The 21,116-nt window shown below is 63.2% G+C and carries 18 protein-coding genes; 2 read left to right on the top strand and 16 right to left on the bottom strand.

Annotated features, from left to right (window positions below; translation table 11 throughout):
- Positions 1-6 precede the first annotated feature (6 nt).
- The 10 genes from DES45_RS21885 to DES45_RS21840 form a co-directional block, all read right to left on the bottom strand.
- Positions 7-942, bottom strand: coding sequence for an HlyD family secretion protein (locus DES45_RS21885; protein WP_114772594.1), 936 nt, complete (start codon positions 940-942; stop codon positions 7-9).
- Entirely contained in the window at positions 939-1,178 is a 240-nt protein-coding gene (locus DES45_RS21880) for a DUF3302 domain-containing protein (protein WP_114772708.1), read from the bottom strand. Before DES45_RS21880 ends, DES45_RS21885 begins: the two co-directional genes overlap by 4 nt.
- Before the next feature lie 311 nt (positions 1,179-1,489).
- The gene (locus DES45_RS21875; protein ID WP_245571834.1) at positions 1,490-2,494 is read right to left on the bottom strand and encodes a SphA family protein; all 1,005 of its coding nucleotides are present in this window, start codon (positions 2,492-2,494) and stop codon (positions 1,490-1,492) included.
- A 231-nt stretch (positions 2,495-2,725) separates the two neighbouring features.
- Entirely contained in the window at positions 2,726-3,091 is a 366-nt protein-coding gene (locus DES45_RS21870) for a response regulator (RefSeq protein WP_114772592.1), read from the bottom strand.
- Complete coding sequence (locus DES45_RS21865) at positions 3,084-6,086, bottom strand: PAS domain S-box protein (protein ID WP_170151597.1); 3,003 nt, start codon at positions 6,084-6,086, stop codon at positions 3,084-3,086. The genes DES45_RS21870 and DES45_RS21865 overlap by 8 nt, the downstream gene beginning before the upstream one ends.
- Positions 6,087-6,373: 287 nt before the next feature.
- Positions 6,374-7,462 carry a sensor histidine kinase gene (locus DES45_RS21860; protein ID WP_114772587.1) on the bottom strand — a complete coding sequence of 363 codons (1,089 nt, stop codon included), beginning with the start codon at positions 7,460-7,462 and terminating at the stop codon, positions 6,374-6,376.
- Positions 7,463-7,464: 2 nt separating this feature from the next.
- Positions 7,465-8,961: an ATPase domain-containing protein gene (locus DES45_RS21855; protein ID WP_114772704.1), complete on the bottom strand. Its 1,497-nt coding sequence runs from the start codon at positions 8,959-8,961 to the stop codon at positions 7,465-7,467.
- Positions 8,951-9,301, bottom strand: coding sequence for a HigA family addiction module antitoxin (locus DES45_RS21850; protein ID WP_114772585.1), 351 nt, complete (start codon positions 9,299-9,301; stop codon positions 8,951-8,953). Before DES45_RS21850 ends, DES45_RS21855 begins: the two co-directional genes overlap by 11 nt.
- Before the next feature lie 334 nt (positions 9,302-9,635).
- Positions 9,636-11,711 (bottom strand): PAS domain-containing sensor histidine kinase, encoded by a 2,076-nt coding sequence (locus tag DES45_RS21845; RefSeq protein WP_170151596.1) that lies wholly within the window; start codon positions 11,709-11,711, stop codon positions 9,636-9,638.
- A gap of 115 nt (positions 11,712-11,826) precedes the next feature.
- Entirely contained in the window at positions 11,827-12,027 is a 201-nt protein-coding gene (locus DES45_RS21840; protein ID WP_114772581.1) for a type II toxin-antitoxin system ParD family antitoxin, read from the bottom strand.
- A gap of 431 nt (positions 12,028-12,458) precedes the next feature.
- On the opposite strand from DES45_RS21840, the gene DES45_RS21835 reads away from it, so the two are divergent.
- On the top strand, positions 12,459-13,946 hold the full coding sequence (locus DES45_RS21835; protein ID WP_114772579.1) for an FAD-dependent monooxygenase: 1,488 nt from the start codon (positions 12,459-12,461) through the stop codon (positions 13,944-13,946).
- Between the two features lie 458 nt (positions 13,947-14,404).
- Positions 14,405-15,564, top strand: a protein-coding gene (locus DES45_RS21830; RefSeq protein ID WP_425374302.1) for an IS3 family transposase whose coding sequence is annotated in 2 segments (ribosomal slippage) — positions 14,405-14,660 and positions 14,660-15,564 — 1,161 coding nt in all. Because the reading frame shifts where the segments join, the coding sequence is not laid out codon by codon here.
- 122 nt (positions 15,565-15,686) lie between these two features.
- Here DES45_RS21830 and DES45_RS21825 read toward each other — a convergent pair.
- The 6 genes from DES45_RS21825 to DES45_RS21800 form a co-directional block, all read right to left on the bottom strand.
- A complete protein-coding gene (locus tag DES45_RS21825; protein WP_114772575.1) occupies positions 15,687-16,514 on the bottom strand; it encodes an inositol monophosphatase family protein in 828 nt (275 codons plus the stop codon).
- A gap of 89 nt (positions 16,515-16,603) precedes the next feature.
- A complete protein-coding gene (locus DES45_RS21820) occupies positions 16,604-17,431 on the bottom strand; it encodes an inositol monophosphatase family protein (protein WP_114772573.1) in 828 nt (275 codons plus the stop codon).
- Between the two features lie 14 nt (positions 17,432-17,445).
- Positions 17,446-18,069, bottom strand: coding sequence for a protein-tyrosine phosphatase family protein (locus DES45_RS21815; protein WP_114772572.1), 624 nt, complete (start codon positions 18,067-18,069; stop codon positions 17,446-17,448).
- Positions 18,070-18,179: 110 nt separating this feature from the next.
- Positions 18,180-19,304, bottom strand: coding sequence for an ABC transporter ATP-binding protein (locus DES45_RS21810; RefSeq protein WP_114772571.1), 1,125 nt, complete (start codon positions 19,302-19,304; stop codon positions 18,180-18,182).
- 35 nt (positions 19,305-19,339) lie between these two features.
- Positions 19,340-20,578 (bottom strand): ABC transporter substrate-binding protein, encoded by a 1,239-nt coding sequence (locus tag DES45_RS21805; RefSeq protein WP_114772570.1) that lies wholly within the window; start codon positions 20,576-20,578, stop codon positions 19,340-19,342.
- A 52-nt stretch (positions 20,579-20,630) separates the two neighbouring features.
- The coding region (locus DES45_RS21800) for an ABC transporter permease (RefSeq protein WP_114772568.1) at positions 20,631-21,116 on the bottom strand (486 nt) is incomplete at its 5' end.

The following is a 21,116-nucleotide window of genomic DNA, read 5'->3' as shown; positions in this document are numbered from 1 at the left end:
TCCCGCTCAGAACGGATTGATGTAATTGACGATCGCCGTCTGCCGCAGGACGACCTTCCGGATGACGTGAGCGGCCGTGACGTGGTTGGTGTAGATCGCCGCCAGCCCCGTGCTCCCCGCCGGCAGGCGCTGCGCCACGCCCTGATCGTCGAGCCGGATGCGGACCGCGAACGGCGACGCCTGGATTTCTGACGGAGCAACGGCCAAGCCGCCGACCTGCGTCTGTCCGGTGGCGATGGCCTGCAACACCGTCTCGATACGCCCAGGGAAGACCTCGCCCGGAAACGGCTTGAATGTGACTTCAACGGGCTGCCCGACCTCGATGTAGCGGGCGTAGATCTGCGGGATCTCGACGCCGAGGATGGTCTCCGAGGTGTCGATGAAGGCCATCACCGGGGACTGGGCAGTGACCCTCGCCCCTTTGCGCAGCGCCAGATTGGTGACGTAGCCGTCGGCCGGAGCCCGCACAGTGGTCTTGTCGAGGTTCCACTTGGCGCCTTCGAGCTGGGCACGCAACTGCTCGACCTCGGCCTCGCGCTGCTGCACGTCGAAGGCGCGTCCGGTGTCACGGCTCTGGAGTTCGGAGAACTGACCGAGACGAAGTTCGGCGAACTTGAGCTGGGCTTGAATGGTGTCGACCTGGGCTTGGTAGGTGGTCGGGTCGATCCGGAACAGAACATCGCCTGCCTTGATCGGCTCGTTGGCTGCGACCGGGACGTCGGCGACCTCCCCTGCCACGGACGGGATGATCTGAACCGAGTTGCGGATCACCGCCGCGGGTCCGGAGGGAGCGCCCCAGCCCATCGGAATGAACAGGCCGATAAGGAGGGCAAGCAATACCAGGACCGGCGAGAGCTTCCAGAACGTGTTGAACGGGATGAACCGGAGCCAGACGAACAGGGCGAGGAGGGCGATGTAGGCATTGAGCAGGACGACGATCATCGCGGCGTCTCCCGCCTCGCTGGCACGTCGACATAGGCCCAGATCAGGACCAGCGGCCAGAACACGAACCCAAACACCAGCGTGGCCCAGCTTCCGACCGCCACCGCCTCCGCCCAGGGATGTCCGCGCTTGCGGGCGATGCGGCCCGGCATCATGCCGAGCGCCGCGACGATTGCCACGAGCGTGCCGACGAGCACGAGCAGCACGATCCAGGCGAAGATGTCGATCACGGTCATTATGGGTGTCCCGGACGGCCCGTTGCGCAGGTCCATAGGCTCCTCCTCTGGGTTGACGCAACCACGCGGTTCAGGAGCGACGTCGACGAAGCCGCCGATCAAAGGTGGCTCGCCGGAGCCAAGGTCGGACGCAGGACATTTTACTTATCTTATGACTTAGGCCGCCTGACAGGGACGGCAAGAACCAGTGCCCTTCCGGTGTGGAACGTCGGCCGCGTCCGCGTTCACGTCGGACCTGATCGGCCCCTTTCGAGCATCCGCAACCGTATCACCTCCTTGTCACGAGGGAGGCCCGTCGCTTGAGGCTGGCCTCAATCCTTCGCGACGACGGGCGAGGCAGTCTTGGGAGCGGCATGCCCGCCCAGGGGAAACGCCACCGTGAACAGGCCGATGGTGCCCTGGGGACGGTTCTCAACATCGACCTCGCGCAGCACCTTGAGCCTAGCCGTCACCGGCGTGCCCGCGACCTCGAGGTTATAGGTAGCTGAGGCGCCGACCGCCGTTACCCGCCCCTTGAAGGGACCGATCCGATTGCCCTCGCCACGGTCCTCCGACACCTGATCGTAGTAGCCGGCGAGCAATCCAATCGAGAACTCCTTGGTCAGGTTCTTGGTGACGGCCAAGTCCACATGGAAGGCATTGCCGCTGCGGTAGTCAGTGTCGGGGTTCTCGCCGTTGATCTCGAAACCAACGGCGCCCGAGATGTCCCACCCGGTCTCCGGGTCGAACCAAGTCGCCGCGGCGAAGATGTCGCCGACCCAGCGGTTGAAGGCGAGATTGGAGAGCTCGTCCTCCTCGTAGCCGCCGGCCGGGACGCTGACGCCCGCACCGAGCGACCAGTGGAACTTGCCCGCATCCCAGCCGACGAGGCCGGTCAAGACCGGATCGCCGAGCACGAACGATGCGTCGCGCTGGCTGAACGCGAAGGTGCGTCCCAGCCGTGGTGCCTCGATCAGGACACCAGCGCTGACCCGCGGCACACCCAGCGGCAGGCTGGCACCGATGGCCATGCGGCCGTTCACCGCGTCCAGGGGGAAGACCCAGGTGGCGGTCAGGAAGTCGGCCCGGATCTCGACCTCCACGTCCGCTAAGACCGCGCCGCCGATCTGGATGCGGCGGGCGCCGCTGAGTTCGCCCGAGTAGGCCAGGAAATCGCTGCTGAAGTAGAAGCCGGGCGGCGGGACGATGCCCGCCAGAGGGCCTCGGAGGCCCGGGAGATAGAGACTGGCCCCGCCCTCGGTCGCCTGCGCTGCGCTGGCGACGAGGTCAACGGCAATCCCGAGTGCAAGGATAGGCGCAAGATGACGACGATGCATGGACGCCCCACAAAGCATCTTCAGGAGCGCAGCATGACGCGTTTCCAACAGCAGGTAAATCTGGGGCACGGGGGTGGTCCACCAGCAGATTGGAAGGGCTGCTCCGGGTCAAACTGAGCCGTTGGGAATGGTCTTATGAAAGTCCGCTCATCCAAGCAGTGCGGAAGTACGGCTAAGGTCGGCCCCGTGCCAATAGCTGCCGTTCTGCTGAAGAGGATCTGGTCAGCAGGCTCAGCCGAACAGAGTTCTGGCCAGATGGCGCAGGTCGACGGGCTTCTCGCAACGGGGCACGTCCTTGTAGGCCCCCGGCAGCGCCCATTGCTCGTAGCCAGTCGCAAGTACGAAGGGAATGCCGCGATCGCGCAGGACGTCAGCAACCGGGTATGCCTTCTCGCCCCTGAGGTTCACGTCCAGGATGGCACCATCGATAGCGTCCTCCGTGGCCAGCAGCCTCAGGGCGTCTGCCACGCTGGGCACCGGCCCCACCACCTTGGCACCCGCCTTCTCCAGATCGTACTGTAAGTCATCGGCCATCATGTACTCGTCCTCGACCACAAGGATGCGACGCCCACGCAGGGCAGAAAGAAGGTCAGGCATGCTCGGCTTCCCGGTGCGTGGTGGAGAGCGGCAGGATGATCGTGCAGCGCACCCCCTCCGGAGTGAGTTCGTACGAGGTCTCAGCCCCAAGCTGATAGGGTAGCGACCGCTCGATCAGTTCACGTCCGGAGCCTCTCCGGTAATGCTGCCCTCGGGCGGGCGGTGGCACTGGCACGCCGCTCTCCTGCCACTCCACTTGCAGCCGTCGATCGCCATCCTTCCCATCGACCAAGCCCCATCGGACCAGCAACCGGCCCTCGGGCAGGGAAAGCGCGCCGTGCTTGACCGCGTTGGTGGCCAGCTCATGCAGCCCGAGCGCGAAGGTCTGCACCGTGGCCGAGCGCAGGCGAATGCCTGTGGGCCCCTCCAGCGTCACCTGCCCATGCCCGTCGCCGTCCATGACCCCGTGCCCGGCCAGCTCGGCCTGGAGCAGTTCATCGAAGCTGATCCGGGTACTCTCTTCAAGCCGCGACAGCAGCCCGTTCACCCGCGACAGTGCCCCGATACGGTCGCGGAAGCGCTCCTGGAACTCGTCGAGCGAGCTGCTGCCGGCCAGCGTCCGGTCGGCGATGGAGCGCACCACCCCGAGGAGGTTGCGGGTGCGGTGCTGGAGCTCGGCGACCAGGACCTGGAGCCGTTCCTCCCACTCGCGCCGCTCCGTGATGTTGGTGAACAGGACCGCAACGCGGTTCTGCTGCCGGTCCAGGCTGAAGATGTTGAGGTCAAACGTGCGGCCAAGCGTCGGTTCCCTTTCTTCCACCCGCAGCGGCTTCCCGGTGTCGAGCGCCTGCCCGTACAATTGGGCCCAGCGGGGATTGGGCGTGCCGAGCAACTCGGTGGCTGTCTTTCCGACGGGGTAAGGCATCGACGTGTGCTCGATGAAAGCCGGGTTCACCTCAAGGAAGCGGAAGTCCGCCCACGTTCCGTCCTGCCCCTTCAGCACCTCGACGACGGCATAGGCCTCGTCCATCGACTCGAACAGGGCGCGATAGCGTTGCTCGCTGGCGCGTAGAGCCTCGTCCGCTCGCTTCCGGTCGGTGATGTCGCGCCAGAAGATCGCGATGCCGCCGGGGGTTGGGTACACCCGCAAGTCCAGCCACAAGGCCCGGCCGTTCGGCCAAGCGTACTGATGCTCGAGCGCTTCAGGCACACGTTCTCGCACCACCCTCTTGAACAGCGCCCCGACAGGAGAGTGTTCGGTCCCGGGAAACGCGTCCCAGTGCGAGCGGCCCACCAACTCGTCGCGGCGGCGGCCGTCCAACCTTACCGTCTCTGTGTTGACGTCGAGAATGGTGAAGTCCGGCCCGAGCAAGGCAAAGCCCTCCGCCATGGAGTTGAGGACATCCCGCAGCCGCTCCTCGCTCTCGCGCAGGGCGATCTCGGCGCGCTTGCGCTCCGTGATGTCGGCAAAGAGAGCGGCGAATTGGTCTCCTTCCCGCGGGAACAGCCCGACTTCATACCAGCGGCCGAGACCCTCGTTGAAATATTCCAGGCGGGTCGGCTCGCCCGAGGCGATCACGCGGGCAGATGCTTCGAGCCTGCGCTCGTCTGGCACGGGAATTGCCTCGGAGCGCAGTCGGCCATTGACCTGTGATGACGCCAGACCCGTCAGCGTCTCGAAAGCGCGGTTCACTTCCAGATAGCGATAGTCGACCGCTCGACCCTGATCGTCGCGCACCAGTTCGCAAAGGGCATAGCCTTCGTCCATGGTCGCGAATAGCGAGCGGTACCTCTTCTCGCTCTCGCGCAAAGCCTGCTCGGCGCTCTTGCGCTCGGTCACGTCCTGGTGAACGCTTGCGACCCGTTTGCTCTCCGGCGGGCCTACCTTGGAGAGCCGGAAATCGAACCACCGCCCATGCGGCTCCGCGTAATGCTCCGCGCGAATCGGCTCGCCGGTGAGTGCCACGCGGCCGTAAGCCTCATACCAGTATTCTTCATAACGCGGATCGATCTCGCGCATCCGCTGCCCAGTAAAGTCCCGCCCAGCCAGCCGCACCGCAGCCGGATTGGCCTCAAGGAAGCGAATGTCGATCGCCTTGTCGTTCTCGTCCAAGATGACCTCGCTGAGCAGATACCCTTCGTCCATCGACTCAAACAGCGTGCGATATCGCTCCTCGTTCTCGCGCAGCGCCGCCTCGGTGCGCTTGCGGTCGTCGATGTCGATGTTCATGCCCGCCCACTTCTCGACCCTCCCTTCAGCATCGAGCACGGGGGCGGCGCGGACGTTGGTCCAGCGCCACTCGCCGTCGGGTGCCCGAAGCCGGAACTCGGCATTGACGAGCGCGCGCGCGGCGACCGCTTCTCGCCATTGCCGCTCGGCATAGGCGCGGTCGTCGGGATGGATCGCGTCGAGCCATCCATAGCCGAGCCACTCGTCCAGGGTCTGGCCGGTATAGGCGCGCCAGCTCGGGCTGTCGGCGACGACAACACCGTCGGCATCGGTCTCCCACACCGCCTGCGTCCAGCTCTCGATCAGGAGGCGGTGCCTCGCCTCGCTCTCGCGCAGGGCGGCCTGAACCTCCAATCGGTCTGACACCTCGACGAGCGTCTGGAGCGCGCCGGCCACCGCACCCGACTCGTCGCGGATCGGTGACCAGTCGGTGTCGAACACGCGCTCTTCCAGCCGACTGTCCAGCCCGGCCAGCGGGACAGGAAAGCCAGTGAGCCGCGTTGCGCGCCCGGCGCTGGCGCTTTCCAGAATCGGGGCGATCACGGATTTGTAGACGTCTGGCCAGCCCTCAACCACGGGGCGGCCAAGCAGTGCTGGGTGCCGTTCCTTCGCGATCGCGATGTAAGCATCATTGTAGATTTGAACGTGCTTCGGACCCCAGAGGATCGTCGCGGGCCCGGGCATGGCGAGGATCAGGTCCACTGTAGTCCGCAAAGACTGCGGCCAAGTTTCGATGGGTCCAAGCGGCGTGTCGGCCCAGCCGAGGCTGCGGATGCGCGCGGCCATCTCGCCTTCGCCTTGCGGCCAGGGGCCTGCACTCAACATGGCTTCTGTCCTCATGCGGGATTTACTCAGCGTTCGACCTCACACAATAACGCTTGGGCGCAGGTAATGTCTGCAAAGGATCAGAAGAACCTCCTAAGCTTGGCCTTATAGAGGCCCGCTTACCTCGCGACTGCGGAGATACGGCCAAGGTCCGCCCCGTGCCAGGAGGCGACATTTGGACTTTGCGCCGTATCTCCTCCCGTCTCTCCCCCAAGTTCTTTAGAGCGACTTTCGAAGACGGGCATCGAACGGAACCCTTGCACAGGTTCCAGGCCGGAGTCGCAGATCTACGCCACAGGGGCTTCGACAGTGCACACGACACCAGTGGGAGGAAAGGCAATCGCCACCTGACCATCCAGATCCTGCGCCAGGGTGCGCTCGATGAGACGCGACCCAAAGCCCCGCCGGCTCGGAGCTACCACCGGCGGCCCCCCGGCCTCGATCCAGTGCAAGCTCAGCCGCGGTGGCGCGGTTCCGTTTTGCAGCTCCCACGATACCTCAATGGTGCCGGTCTTGTTGGACAGCGCCCCGTACTTCACCGCGTTGGTCGCCAGCTCATGCAGGGCCATCGCCAGGGCCAGCGACATGCGTGGTGTCACCCGCACATGCGGCCCTTTGATGTGGAAACGGCTCTCCCCTGGGTTCTCATAAGGTCTGAGGGCATTTGCAACCACTTCGACCAGATCGGCACCCTCCCAGCTCTCGCGGGTGAGCACGTCGTGGGCCCGGGACAGGGCCAGCAGACGCATCTCCAACGCCTCACGGGCGTCCGCTTTCGTGTCCGCGGTACGCAACGTCTGGGCTGAGATGGATTGTACGGTTGCGAGCGTGTTCTTCACCCGGTGGTTCAACTCATTGATGAGGACCCTCTGATGCTCGACCGCATGCCGTTCCTTGTCGAGCGCCGCTTTCAGCCGCTCCTCGCCATCGTGCAGCTCCTCCAGCCGAGCCCGTGCCTCGTATTGCCGAAGCCGTCCTCGAAGGGCGGAATGAGCGACGCTCACCAGCGTGCCGGCATGAAAAGGGCGCTCGAGGAACACCACGTTGCCGAGGATCTGGGAGAGACGCGCCAGGGCTGGATTGCGCTCAACCCCGCCACCGCGACGTGTGAGGAGCACGAAGGCGAAATCAGACCACGGCGGCTGGTTCGACAACCAACGGGAAAGCTCCTTCAGATCGGCGGTGTGGAACGCCTCGTCGGTGACAAGTGCAAAGCCCGCACCCTGCGCGATCTCGCGCACCAGCGCCGGCAGATCGAGGCAGATCTCGGCCGTGACTTTCGCCGCTGCCAAGATCTCGACAGCGATGGTGGCATCCCGCCCGTGCGGCGCCAGGATGAGCGCCCGCTGCGAACGCGAGCGAAGAGCGTTGTTCATAGTCAGCGATCTTCGAGCAGCCGGGCCCGGTCACCCTCGGCCAGGATCGGGGTGCCGCGCAGGATGCCCTGGAAACCCTCCAAGGGCTCTCCGATGGCAATGCCTCGGTTGTCGATCCGGATCTCGCGGATGGTGTTCTCGTGCGTGCCGAACCGCTTCTTGATGATTGAGATTGCCCGCCGAACCTGGCCAAAGGCCTCAAAGTAGCGTAGCAGGATCACAGTATCTGCGAGATAGGTCACGTCGACGGGGGATCTCATGTCGTCGACAAGCCCGTGCTGGGCCATCGTCAGCAAGGTCGAGGCGCCCTGCCGGTTCAGGTACTGCAACAGCTCATGGATATGCAGGGTCAGGAACTGCTCGTCCGGCATGGCGGCCTGGTAGCCGTTGAGGCCGTCAATCACGACGGTCTTCACGCTATTGCTGTCAACCCTAGCCCGGACCCTATGGGCAAACTCACCCGGGGAGAGCTCAGCCGCGTCGACCTGCTCGATGAACATGTTGCCGCTGGCACACAGCGCATCCAGGTCGATACCCATCAGCTTGGTGCGGTCGATGAGCAAGCCAAGCTCCTCATCGAAGATGAACAACGCCGCCTTCTCGCCCCGTGCGGCGGCCGAGACGGCAAACTGCACAGCCAGCAGGGATTTGCCGGAACCCGCAGGTCCCATGATCAAGGTACTGGAGCCCTGCTCGATGCCGCCGCCCAGGAGCATGTCGAGTTCGTCGATGCCGCTGGTGAGCACATGGCGGGCAAAGCCTGTTTTGTGCTCGCTGGAGACAAGCCGTGGAAAGACCTGCACGCCACCCTCGGCGATGATGAAGTCGTGGAAGCCACCCCGGAACGCTTGGCCGCGGTACTTGATCACGCGCAGACGGCGGCGCTCGGCGCCGTAATTGGGCGTCAGCCCCTCCAGGCGGATGACACCATGGGCGAGACTGTGAACGGTCTTGTCATTCGTGTCGGTGGTGAGGTCATCCAGCAGGAGAACGGTCGCGCCCTGGCGAGCGAAGTAGTGCTTCATGGCCAGGATCTGACGGCGATAGCGCAGAGAGCTTTGCGCCAGGAGGCGGATCTCGGACAGGCTGTCGATCACGATCCGGACCGGCTGGGTTCGGTCGATGGCCTCGAACACGGCCTTGGTGGTCTCTCCGAGCTCGAGATCGGATGAGTAGAGCAGGCTCTGTTGGTGTTCTTCATCGAGAAGGTTCTCGGGCGGGACGAGTTCGAACACCTGAACGCCATCGCCAATATCCCAGCCATGGGACGCTGCACCGTCACGCAGCTCCCGCTCGGTCTCCGACATGGTGATGTAGAGCCCGGTTTCCCCCACCTTGGCCCCCTCAAGCAGGAACTGAAGCGCGATGGTGGTCTTGCCGGTGCCGGGGCTGCCCTCTAGGAGGTAGACGTGGCCAGGGGACAAGCCTCCGACGAGAATGTCGTCCAACCCCTCAACCCCGGTTCGCGCTTTGGAAGGGGATTGAGCCTTAGCGGTCATGACGAAGTCCAATCTCTTTCTGAAGAGCGGCCGGGAGGGTGTGGGTTGGGATCAGATGCAGCACGCCTTGCAGCGTCTGCTCTGCCTGCCAGAGGTCGTGCTGTTGCTGGCGGTCGAGCCAGAAGTGAGGGGTGGTGCCCGAGAGACGAGCCAGACGCGTGGCCATCTCGGGACTAACCGCGGCCGTACCGGCCAGAACGCGATGGAGTGTCTGACGCGCGATGCGCAACTCGCGAGCCGCTTGGCTGACGGAGAGGCCAAGGCCAGGTAGGATCCGATCCCGCAAGATCCAGCCTGGATGGGTCGGAGGCACTAGAAGAGCGGCTTGGGAGGCTTTCATGGTCTTAACCTTGGGAACAGGCCGACTGTAGCGTTATGGGCGACAGGTTGCCGAAAACAAGGGCTGGTGCTGATCTGAGCATGATTGATTGATCTGCTCGCCCTGCACGGCTCCTCAGAGAGATCTACTTTGTCCTCATCAGTCCAGGAGCCGGAAGGTCGGCTTGGGGTCAGATAGCGATGATTCCTGCCTAACAGGAGCGCCCGATGTTCCCTGCTTGAGCGGACCGTCGGCTGACGTAATCCCATGCTGCGCACCCGGACGTCCATGGATTGCGTTCACGAGCAGCCCGCGACCATCCCGGCATCAGACGCTCGCCTGACGAAAGTCATACTCAGGAACCGTTGAGGGGCGCCGCGACCGTACACACGACCCCCGTTGGCGCGAACTCGATCCGCACGTCACCACCGAGATCCTGCGCCAGGCTGCGCTCGATCAGCCGCGTCCCAAACCCCCGCCGCGCCGGAGCCTCTACGGGAGGTCCACCACGCTCTTCCCAGCACAGGTGAAGTTCCGTGCGTGCATCAGCGGGATCAACCTCCCAGGTGATGCGGATCTCCCCGCCCGCCATGGACAAAGCACCATATTTGACGGCATTCGTCGCCAGCTCCTGGAAGGCCATGGCAAGGGCCAAGGCCATGCGGGGCGGCAGCCGGACGTGAGGGCCGGTCAGGTGCAGCCGGTCCTCACTCCGGTTCGAATAGGGCTCCACCGCCTGGGCGGCAATGTCATACAGATCCGCTCCATCCCAGCTCTCCCGCGTCAGCACGTCATGGGTCCGCGACAACGCGAACAGACGCCCCTCCAGGGCCCCCTTGGCCTCTTGCGTGCTGGACGCATTGCGCAGCGTCTGGGCGGCAATCGACTGCACCGTCGCCAGGGTGTTCTTCACTCGATGATTGAGCTCGTTGATGAGAACCCGCTGATCCACCTGCGCCTGCTTCTCGGCTCGGATATCCCTCACCTCGATGATCGTCCCGATCGGCCGGCTGCCCTCATCCTGGATTGGGCTGGCCGTGAAGGCGACCGGATAGAAACTGCCATCTTTATGGACGAACACCTCTTCGCCCTGTGTCTGGTGCTCCTCCGGAAAGGCACGGTCGATGGCGCATTCCTCCAGGGGGAAATGGCTCCCGTCCGGACGGGTGTGATGGATCACCTCGTGCAGGGGACGTCCCAGCGTCTCGGGCAGGGTGTAGCCGGTCAGCCGCTCGGCCGCCGCGTTCATGTAGACGCAGTGCTGACGGTCATCCATCAGGAAGATCGCAACGGTCGCATTGTTGAGGACGGCATTGAGCCGCCGCTGGCTGTCGCGCAGCGACTTCTCCCGTTGATTGCGGTCAGTCATGTCCCGGGCAATGGCCGAGACGCCGATCACTTCGCCCTCAGAGCTCTGCATGGGAGACAGGGAGAGCGCCGCCTCAAAGAGGCTGCCATCCTTGCGGCGCCGGACGCTCTCGAACGTGACCACCTCGCCCGCGCGCACCCGTGCAAAGAACTGGTTCGGCTCATGCGCGTGGTCCTCCGGCACCAGAATGGACACCTTCTGGCCGATCGCCTCTTCGGCGGTGTGGCCGAAGACCTGCTCGGCCGCCGCATTCCAGCTCAGGATCGTGCCATCGGGCGCAAAGCTCATGATCGCGTCACCCGAGGCGGCCACCAGGGCGGCCAGGTGGGCATTGGCGGCCTGGGCCTGCTTCTGCTGCGTTACATCCCGCATGAACAGCGCCAGCCCGTCCTGCGATGGGTAGACCCGCAGCTCCAGCCAAGCCCTGTGACCGTCGGGCCAGACATACTCGTGCACAAGCCGCCCCGGTACGCGTTCGGTCATGACCTGCTTGCACAGCCGGCCGAGCTCCGCCTCCTCGCTGCCGGGCCACGCCTCCCAGAAGCTTCTGCCGACGATCTCCCCGCGTGGGCGGTTCTCGATCCGCAGGGCCGCGCCATTGATGTCGAGGACCTGAAAGTCCGGACCAACCAGGACGAAGCCTTCGCCCATGCTGTCGAGGATGCCGCGGCTGCGGTCGCGTTCGGCGCGAAGCAGGGCTTCCACCCGTCGTCGCTCCGTCACATCGTTGAACACGCCGATCATCCGCTCGAGCCCGCCATCCGTGCCCATAACAGCATTGCTGATGCTGATCAGGGTGCGGATCGTGCCGTCGGGATGTTTGATGCGGTACTCGGTCTCCAGGCTTGCCTGCTGTTCGCGGGCAGCCTGCACCTCGGTTGAGACGCGGTCCAGATCACGCGGGTCGATGCGTTCGAAGATATCGCGAGCCGTGACTGGCTCGTGTGGGGGAAAGCCGAGCATCTCGCGGCTGCGCTGATCGAGCAGCACCTGGTTCGTGCGAACGTTCCAGTCGAAGGTGCCAAGCTTGGCGATGGCGAGCGCCGCATCCAGGCGGGCCATCTCTTTAGCGTTCCTGGTATTGGAAGCGCCTTCGGGTTCAGGCCGGGCGATCACGTCACTCAAGCTTTCGGTCTGGAGTTCCCGGTGGGCTTCACGATCGCCGAACCGATCCAAATCATCGCCCTGCATGGCGCGTCCGGGCGACTCGGGGCGGACGTTGCTCCGGACGGTTGGGAGCCTCGTCACGCTGAAGGAGGCGCAGGGCGGCTCGAACGACCTCGCTGGCGCTCTGGTAATCACCTGAGGCGACGCGCGATGCGATGAATGCGCTCAGCTCGGCCGTGAGGGAGATATTCTGTGAGATGCGGTTTGCCATGGCTCAGGTGAAGTAGTGCCCATCTGTGACACAGCAAGGGGACAGATCGCTGGCCTGAACAGCACATGACAGCTTGGCCGTGCATAGAACTGGCCCCTGAGTCGGCTCCGGGGTCGGGAACCGAGACTCCCGGCGATTTGGGAACGTCCGCTTCAATGAGGATTGCTGCCTTCGAGCTTACGTCTCAGGTGTGCCATCTGCCGACCTTCGCGGATTGCGGACTTAGTCGAATCCCGCCGTGCAGCCACCATCACGAGCGCAAGTGATCCGGGACCACCTGAAGGCGGATGAGGCGATACTGCTTTGCTCTTAGCACATCACCAAACGAGTGCCTGCGGTGACCGGATCCCGTTCACGCCAAGCTCAACTCGGCATTGCTTCTCAAAAACGATCCAGTTCTATTGATCAGTAATCGCACGGGAACCTTCGCAATGACTGACGACACCCGCATTCTGATCTCGGGAGCCGGCCCTGTCGGCCTGACCATGGCCATCGAGCTGACCCGTTACGGAGTACCCATCAGGATCGTCGACAAGGCAGCCTCCCGTACGGACAAGTCCAAAGCCCTCGTGATCTGGAGCCGGACACTGGAGTTGCTCGACCGCGCGGGTCTTGTCCGGCAGTTCCTCGATGCAGGCCAGACATGTCACGGAACGCAGTTCTCCAATGGTCCTGAGACGATCGCGCGGGTCAGCTTCGATAGCATCGACAGCCCCTACCCGTTCGCCCTGATGATCCCCCAGAGTGAGACCGAGCGCATCCTGGAGACCCACCTCAAGGAGCTTGGCGTCGCGGTCGAGCGTCAGGTCGAGTTGACCGGGTTCGCGGAGAGAGACGGTCGTGTGCTCTCGACGATCCTGCGGCCCGATGACCAAAACGAGGTCATCGAGACCCAATGGCTTGTTGGCTGCGACGGGGCACATTCCGCTGTGCGGCATGGCTTGGGAATGTCGTTCGAGGGTTCGACTCAGCCCAGCGACTGGGCATTGGCCGATGTGGAGATTACCGGACTGAAGGATCCCGACAGGATCGCCATTTTCTGGCACTCCGATGGCATCCTCGCAGTCTTCCCAATTAGCGATAAGCGCTTCCGTGTTATCGCCGATCTAGGTCCGGCGGGCGATGACGGCCATCATGCCGATCCGACATTGGACGACGTCCAGGCTCTGGTGGACCGGAGAGGCCCCGGCGGCATTGTGCTCAGCAACCCGATCTGGCTTGCAGCGTTCCGGATTAACGAGCGCAAGGTACGGGACTATGGACGAGGCCGGGTCTTCCTGGCCGGAGATGCTGCTCACATTCATAGCCCTGCTGGCGGACAGGGTATGAACACAGGTATGCAGGACGCTTTCAACCTCTCATGGAAGCTCGCCATGGTGGCGCGCGGGACATGCAAGCCTTCGCTCCTGGAAAGCTATTCGCCCGAGCGCAGTGCGGTGGGCGACGTGGTCCTGCGCAATGCTTCGCGGATGACGGATGCGGCAGTCCTTCGCAATCCGATCGCCCAGGCCATCCGCAACAAGATCGCGCATTTTGCCCTCGACATCCCACAGGTCCAACACCGCATTGCTCAGACACTGGCAGAGGTCGAAATCGCCTACTTGAAGAGCCCGCTCTCGGTCTCGGCTCCCGGAGCGGAAAGCATCAAGGGCGGACCGGCTGCCGGCGAGCGGTGGCCGCCGATCAAGGCGGATGTGGCTCCTGTCGGATCGGGAAGCGTGCCCGGCTTCACCCTCGTGGGAGAGGCGTCCGTTACGGAATCTCTGGCAAGGCAATTTCCGGCATTGGTCGTTGGAACCGGGACAGGTCCGTTCGAAGATGTGTTATGGCTCGTGCGGCCTGACGGGTATGTCGGCCTGACGGCTCGTTCTGACGACGTTCAAGCGGTGCGTGCTTATTTGGAAGGTGTGGCGATGTAGTGGGTTCGAGTAAGGCATAAATGCTTGGGCTGATGCGTTCATGCCTCTGTGGAGCGCAATGCCCTCTATGGTTTCCAAGCACATCGTGGACCTTGAGGAACTTGTTCAAGAAGCCGCGATGCTATCAAGCCATTGGCAGAAGTTTCGTTACCGGGACAGATACTTCCGAGCTGTCCGGTGAGCTTTCGGTTCGCATTCATTTTTCTGTGGCATGATTAATCAATGATCGCTTCGGGTCAGACTTCCACGTTCCGGCCACCCAGCGAACGTCAGCTCTCAAGCTCCGATGGGGACCAAGCTCTAACGTCTAAGGAGTGCCACTTGCAGACCTTAGGAACTATATATCCTGACAATTTCGGGTAGGTCCAAGCCTCTTTTAATCCAGGGTGAAAGGCTTCTGCTAAGTGGACTTGTTTCGGGAAAGTGGAGAGCACTTCTTATAATCCAGGAGGTGCTCCATGCCCCACACACGCTTTACGAGAGAGTTTCGGGATGATGCGGTGCGGCTCGCTCTGACCAGCGGCCGCAGCCGACGGGCGATTGCTGAGGATCTCGGCGTCGGCCTGTCGACCCTGCGCAGCTGGATCGACCGTCGCCGTGAGCACGAGATCGACGCTCCGCCCGAGGAGCGGCAGGAGGACATGGCGACCGAGCTGAAGCGGCTGCGGCGCGAGAACGAGATCCTGCGTCAGGAGCGGGAGATCCTGAAGCGGGCAACAGCTTTTTTCGCCAAGGAGGGAAGTCGATGAAGTTCCGGTTCATCGATGCGGCGAAAGAGAGCTTCCCCGTCACCCGTCTGTGCCACGTCCTCGATGTCAGCCCCAGCGGCTACTTCGCCTGGCGCTCTCGTCCGGCCAGTCCGCGCCAGCGGGAGGATCTGATCCTCTTGGCCCACATCCGCTCGGCCTTCACCCTCTCGAAGGGGACCTATGGCAGTCCACGCATGACCCGCGAGTTGCAGGATGAAGGACTGCAAGTCGGTCGCCGTCGGACCGCCCGGCTGATGCGGGAGAATGGCCTCAAGGTGCGGCAGAAGCGGCGCTTCAAACGCACCACTGACAGCCACCACGCCTTTCCGATCGCACCCAACCTGCTCGAGCAGGATTTCTCGGCCGAGCGCCCGAACCAGAAGTGGAACGCCGATGTCTCATACGTGTGGACGAACGAGGGCTGGCTGTATCTGGCTGTGATCCTCGATCTATTTGCTCGGCGGGTGGTTGGCTGGGCGGTGAGTGACCGGCTGCACAAGGAACTCGCGCTCGAGGCGCTGGCGATCCGCAGACCCGGTGAGGGGCTGACCCACCACGCGGACCGCGGCAGCCAGTATTGTTCGATCGCGTATCAGGCCGAGCTGAGGAAGCACGGCATCCGGATCTCGATGTCCGGGACAGGGAACTGTTACGACAACTCGGTGGTCGAGACCTTCTTCAAGACCTTGAAGTCCGAGTTGGTCTGGCGCACCGTCTTCCAGACGAGAGCTGAGGCGAAGGCGGCGATTGGGCGTAATATCGATGGCTTCTACAATCCCGTCCGGCGTCATTCGACCCTGGACTATGTCAGCCCGGTTCAATTTGAAAGGCTGGCCGGACCGCTACAAAACCGCTCTCCACTAAACTGAAGCAAGACCAGTCAGCGGCGGCTAGATCCCGGCAATAGCAAGGAACTGATTTGTCCTTGGTCCAGAGCAGGCATTGGGCCAAGGTTGGGCAACAGAGATGCCCTACAGATCGTAGGGCTCTCCTAGGCGGGCTCGAACAGTGTTTCCCGGATTCTCCGCCAGCTTTCCGCATCGGGAGCGCATATGAGGCCTCCCTCGTGGAAGGTGGGCCCATAGGGTGATCCGTCGAACCGTGCGGAGTAGCCGCCGGCCTCGCGATGGAGCAGCCAGCCTGCGGCATGGTCCCAGGGCATCAGCTTCGCGTAGACAAGGAAGTGGCAATGCCCGGCGGCCGCCATCCGATACTCGTGCGCCGCGCAGCGATAGGATGCGGCGGCACCAAAGCCTGCGAGGTTCGCCGCCACGACAGACCGCATGGGATCCCGCATATAATGCCAGGACGCGCAGCCCGCCATCTCCTGGACGGGAACCGAGGACGCAACCCGGAGGTCGATACGACCGCCGGCCTGTTCGATCCAGGCCCCCTCCCCGCGAACGGCTATCGCCGTGTCGTGGCCTATCGGGTCATGAATCCAACCAGCGACCACCTCTCCTCGGACCACAGCCGCCACCATCACCCCGAACAACGGGAGGCCAGAGGCGAAATTCTTGGTACCGTCCACCGGGTCGATCAGGAAGGCAAGTTCCGCATCTGCCAGCGTGTTCAACAGGGATGGATCGCGCTCCGCGGCCTCCTCACCGATCACAACGGCATCAGGGAATGCCTGCCGCAAACCGTCGGCGATCATCCGCTCGGCCGCCTCATCCGCATCCGTCACGAGATCCATGGGTGACGATTTCTGCCGGACCTCGTGGGAGGACAGGTTCCGGAAGCGGGGCATGATCTCCGCGCTCGCTGCTGCGCGCAGGACTCGATCCACAACATCGGCCTGATGGGTTGAGAACAGCATGCGATCACTTTCAACAGATTAGGAGGGCTGGACCTCGCGCGACCGTCAGCGGCAGGTCCGTTATTCCAAGTTCGAAGTTCCAAATGGAGTTAGACGATTTCTATCAGTCGAGCGAGAGAGTTCCTCAAGCCGGACGTGCATCCAAGAACGATATTGCCGTTCCGCAGACCCGAGTTTGCGAGAAAGTCGTTCACCGAGCCGCCCGCCTCTTCGATCAACAGCAATCCGGCCAGGGCATCCCACGAATTCATGTGTAGCTCGCAATAACCGTCGATCCGCCCCGCCGCTACATAGGCCAGAGCCAGGGCGCCCGAGCCGCCTCGGCGGACACCCGCCCCATCCGCCAGGATCCGGCCAACGAGATCGACGTAGAGGTTGAGCGGCAGTCGGGTCGACCAGCCGGCCTCGATGGTGGCGGACTGCATGTCGCTCAGGCCGCTGACCTGGATCCGCTCGCCGTTCAGGGTCGCGCCCCCTCCACGCTCCGCCGCGAACAGTTCATCATGCATCGGATCGTAGATGATTCCGATCTGTGTCTGGCCGTCGCGGACATAGGCGATGGAGATGCAGAACTGCGAAATCCCGCGCACGAAGTTCGCGGTGCCGTCGATCGGATCCACCACCCAGACATTATTATCCAACGATCCCCCACCCTCCTCACCGAAGAAGGAATCCTCCGGAAAGCTCGCCAGCAATCGGCCACGCACCAAACCCTCGACCTCTGCATCGACAGCCGAGAGGTAGTCCTGGTGCCCCTTGAGGTTGATGCCGGTCGCGCCGGGTCGGCCATTGAACCGGCGGCGGGCCAGGGCACCGGCTTCGCGTGCCACCGCGCATGCAACTGACAGTCTTAGATCTGATGTCTCTGCCGGAGGCGCGGCGGTATCAGCGACTCTCGCAGTGCTGGAGATAGGCATGATGGATGTCCTGCTTAACGGGTGGATGAAACGGGCTGCGGTGCCGGATGCTTCTCGTGCTCGATCCGCCGGATCCACGTGGCGGCGTGACGTGCGGCCTCGATCAGCATCGGCTTCGGCGTCTCCATCCATTCGGCAGGCTGAAGCTCGCGCGTGACGCGCAGATGATCGATGGCCGCCTCGAGAGTCGGGAAACGGTCGGGCAACTGAATGTGAATATACAAGGCCGCCAGGATCACCGACCGACTGCGCCCGCCGCGGCAGTGCAGCAGAACGTTGCCGCGACGGCGGTGGGGATAGGTGTAGCGGTCGGGCAGCTTCTGATGCAGGGCGCCATCGAGCAGATAATAGCCGGCGAGCAGCATCGTGTCCGGATTGCCGGCATCGTCGATAAGGCCGAGCTTGTAGTTCCGGACTGGCCCATGCGGCGATGCGACGTCTGAGCCTCCGAAGCCGGCCGTGTAGTCGATGTCGAGGTTGACGGCGCAGTTCACCACGATAGCGATGTCGTTGCCCTCGAGCAGGGCCCTGTCCGACGCGGCATTGGCATCGCCGACGAAGAGCTTCACTCCAAACGGGGGAAGGTCTTCGACGATGAGGCTCATTGGGGAACGTGGAAAGTTGAACTGGGTCGCCATCAAAACTTGTATCCTAAACTTCAGATCGTGTTGCTGCGAACACCCGCGCGGCGAGACTGCCCGCATGATTGGTTCAATACCTGACAGGCTAGCCTCCGGCGGGGCCGCCTTTAGGCTGCGTGGGACGCACCGACAGGTTGGGCCAGCGGGAGCCGGGTTCCGCTGCCTTTGTCGAAGAAGGTGAGTTGGTCGAGCGGGAACTCGATCCAGATGCTCTTCTTCGGCAGGGAGGTCTCGAAGCGCGGAATGAGGGCCGTCACCCTGCGGCCCTTCACCGAGAGCGAGATAATCGTCTGCGATCCGGTGGGCTGGACGATATCGACTTCGGCCGGCAGGCTGGATGGGCCCTGCCGCTCGACGATTGCGATGTTCTCCGGACGGATCGCAAACGTGACTGGGCCGTCCAGGCTCTGCAGTCCCATAGGTGCGGGAATGGCAGTGTCCTCGAAGCGCACGACGCGCTCGCCTCCAACGGTCGCCAAGGTGCCATCGAGGAGGTTGATCCTGGGATCGCCGATGAACTCGGCGACGAAGAGGTTAGCGGGATTGTGATAGATCTCGTACGGAGACCCCTGCTGCTGGATGATGCCGTCCTTCATCACCACGATGATGTCCGACATGGTCAGCGCCTCGACTTGGTCATGCGTGACGTAGACCGTGGTGGCCTCCAGCTCTCGGTGCAGGCGCTTCAGCTCCGTGCGCATCTCGGTCCTGAGTTTCGCGTCCAGGTTCGACAACGGCTCGTCCATCAGCAGGATCGAGTTGCGGGCCGCGATCAGGCGGGCCACGGCTACCCGCTGCTGCTGGCCTCCCGACAGCTCGGACGGATAACGGTCCGCCAGCCCGGTCAGCTGGACCTTTGCGAGCGCTTCGGCAAGTCGTTCCTCGATCACATGCGCAGGTTGTTTCGCCTCCGAGAGCGCCAGTATGATGTTCCGGTCGACCTTCATGTTCGGCCACAGGGCGTAACTCTGGAAGATGAAGCCGAGGCCACGCCGCTCGGGCGGGACGAAGACGCCGCTCCGGCTGGAGTAGACCGTCTTGCCGCCGAGCACGACCTCGCCGGTCGTCGCCTGCTCGAGGCCAGCGATGACGCGCAAGGTAGTGGTCTTGCCGCAGCCCGACGGCCCGAGCAAGGTCACGAAGCTGCCATTCGGGATGTCGAGGTCGAGGCTCGGAAGAGCCAGATGGCTTCCGTACGACTTGGTGATGTTTCTGAGGGTGATTTCAGACATGGGCACTCTCTCGTGCGGAAGCCATTCAGGTCAGGTTATCGGCTCGTTTCGGCCAGCCAGAAGTCGCTGATCTTCGCGATGTTGTCCTTCACGAATTCAGGCGACGCCGTGAGCTTGCGGGCCTTAGGCCACATCTCGCTATGGGGCGGCGGCGGAACGTCCGTGCGCGGCGAGAAGGTGCCGACCTGATAGAAGGCGGCCATGCCCTGCAGGAGTTCCAGCGATTTCCCGGACCTGAACGGAGGCTTGAGCTCCGAATTGGCATTGAGCTCCTTGCTGCCCATCAGGAACGCCACGAAGAGCTTCGCCGCATTCGGATGCGGCGCCTGTCCGGCAACCGCGACATAGGTGGGATACGAGTACAGCGCCGCGGGCTTCAGATCGTAGGGAATCGCGTTTGCGTAATTGTCGGTCTGGTTCTTGGTCAGATAGTGGATGACTGAGAACGCCATCGGGGGTTTGGCTTGCCCGCGAAGACCGACCGCCGTCGCGATCTTCGAACTGTTGTCGGAGATGACGATGTCGTTGCCGATCAGCCGGTGCAGAAACTCGTAGCCCGCGTTTTCGACGCCAGGCGAGAGTTCGAGCTTCTTGCCGTAATGCTCCTCATAAGCCTTCTGCATCTCATCGGAATGCTCGACGATGGCGGCTAGCGTCATCAGCGTGGTGAGAGAGCCCGCCGGCGACTTCATCGAGAAGCGGCCCTTCCATTGCGGCTCGGTGAGCTCCCAGATGGTTTTGATAGGAGGCTGCGGGTGGGCCTCCGAGTTATAGAAGATGCCGTAAGCTTCGATCACATGCGTCAGCAGCGGCTCGCGATGCTCGGCGGGAATCCTGTCCGCCAGATACGACGGCACATAGTTGACGATGCGGTGGTTGGGGAGCAGATCGAACACCATCTGCTCGGTTCCGCCCGAATAGACCACATCGGCCGCATAGACGCCGGCCTGGTGCTCGCGCACGATCTTCTCGATGGTCTTCTCAGAACCCAGATCATAGGCCTTGACCTTGATCTCCGGGTAGAACTTCGCGAAGTCCTCGGCGACCTTCAGCATCGTGCCGGTCGAGGAATAGACGACGACTTCGCCCTCCTTCTTTGCGTTCGTGACGACCTCGTCCCAGTTCTCGTTCTTCTGGTAAGGGCCGAGCTGACTCTTCTGCAGCCAGATATCCCACTTGGGATCAGCCTGCTGCGCCAGGGCCGGCGCCGCCAGAGCAAGAGTCAGGGCTCCAGCCGCGAGCCAGGCTTTGGCATTGCGGAATGTCGGTGTCATGATGGGCTTCCTCCTTCGTCTCTCTTTGTATCGAACGGTCCGGATGACGCGGTCAGGCCGCCCCAACCCTCGCTTTCGTCGATAAGGCACGGACGACCAGGTTGACCGCAATCACGATGGCGACAAGCAGCACGGTCGCGACGCCGACGAGTTGAGGCATGTCCTGGTTCTGGTAGTTGTAGATGACGCCAGCGAGAACGTTGGTTGACGGTGTCACGAGCAGGATGATGAGCGACAGCTCCCGCATGATGCTGATGAAACTGAGGAGCATGCCGGAGAGCAGCCCGCCTGCGGCGATGGGCACGATGATGCGCACCATGCGGCGGAACCAGCCGATGCCTTGGACACGAGCCGCCTCCTCCAGCGATTTGTCGATCTGCAGCAGCGCCGCGATTCCGGTGCGTGATGTGAAGGGCAGCGTCTTGACCGAGCAGATCAGGACAAGCAGCGCGAAGGTTCCGTAGAGTGCCGGAATTGGCCCAAACGGACGGGCGAACATGCCGATATAGATCGCGCCGAAGGCCAGGGCCGGAAAGAT

Source organism: Microvirga subterranea (assembly GCF_003350535.1).
Taxonomy (GTDB): Bacteria; Pseudomonadota; Alphaproteobacteria; order Rhizobiales; family Beijerinckiaceae; genus Microvirga; species Microvirga subterranea.
Note: the sequence above shows the minus strand (reverse complement) of the source record. Positions and strands in the feature narration are given on the sequence as shown.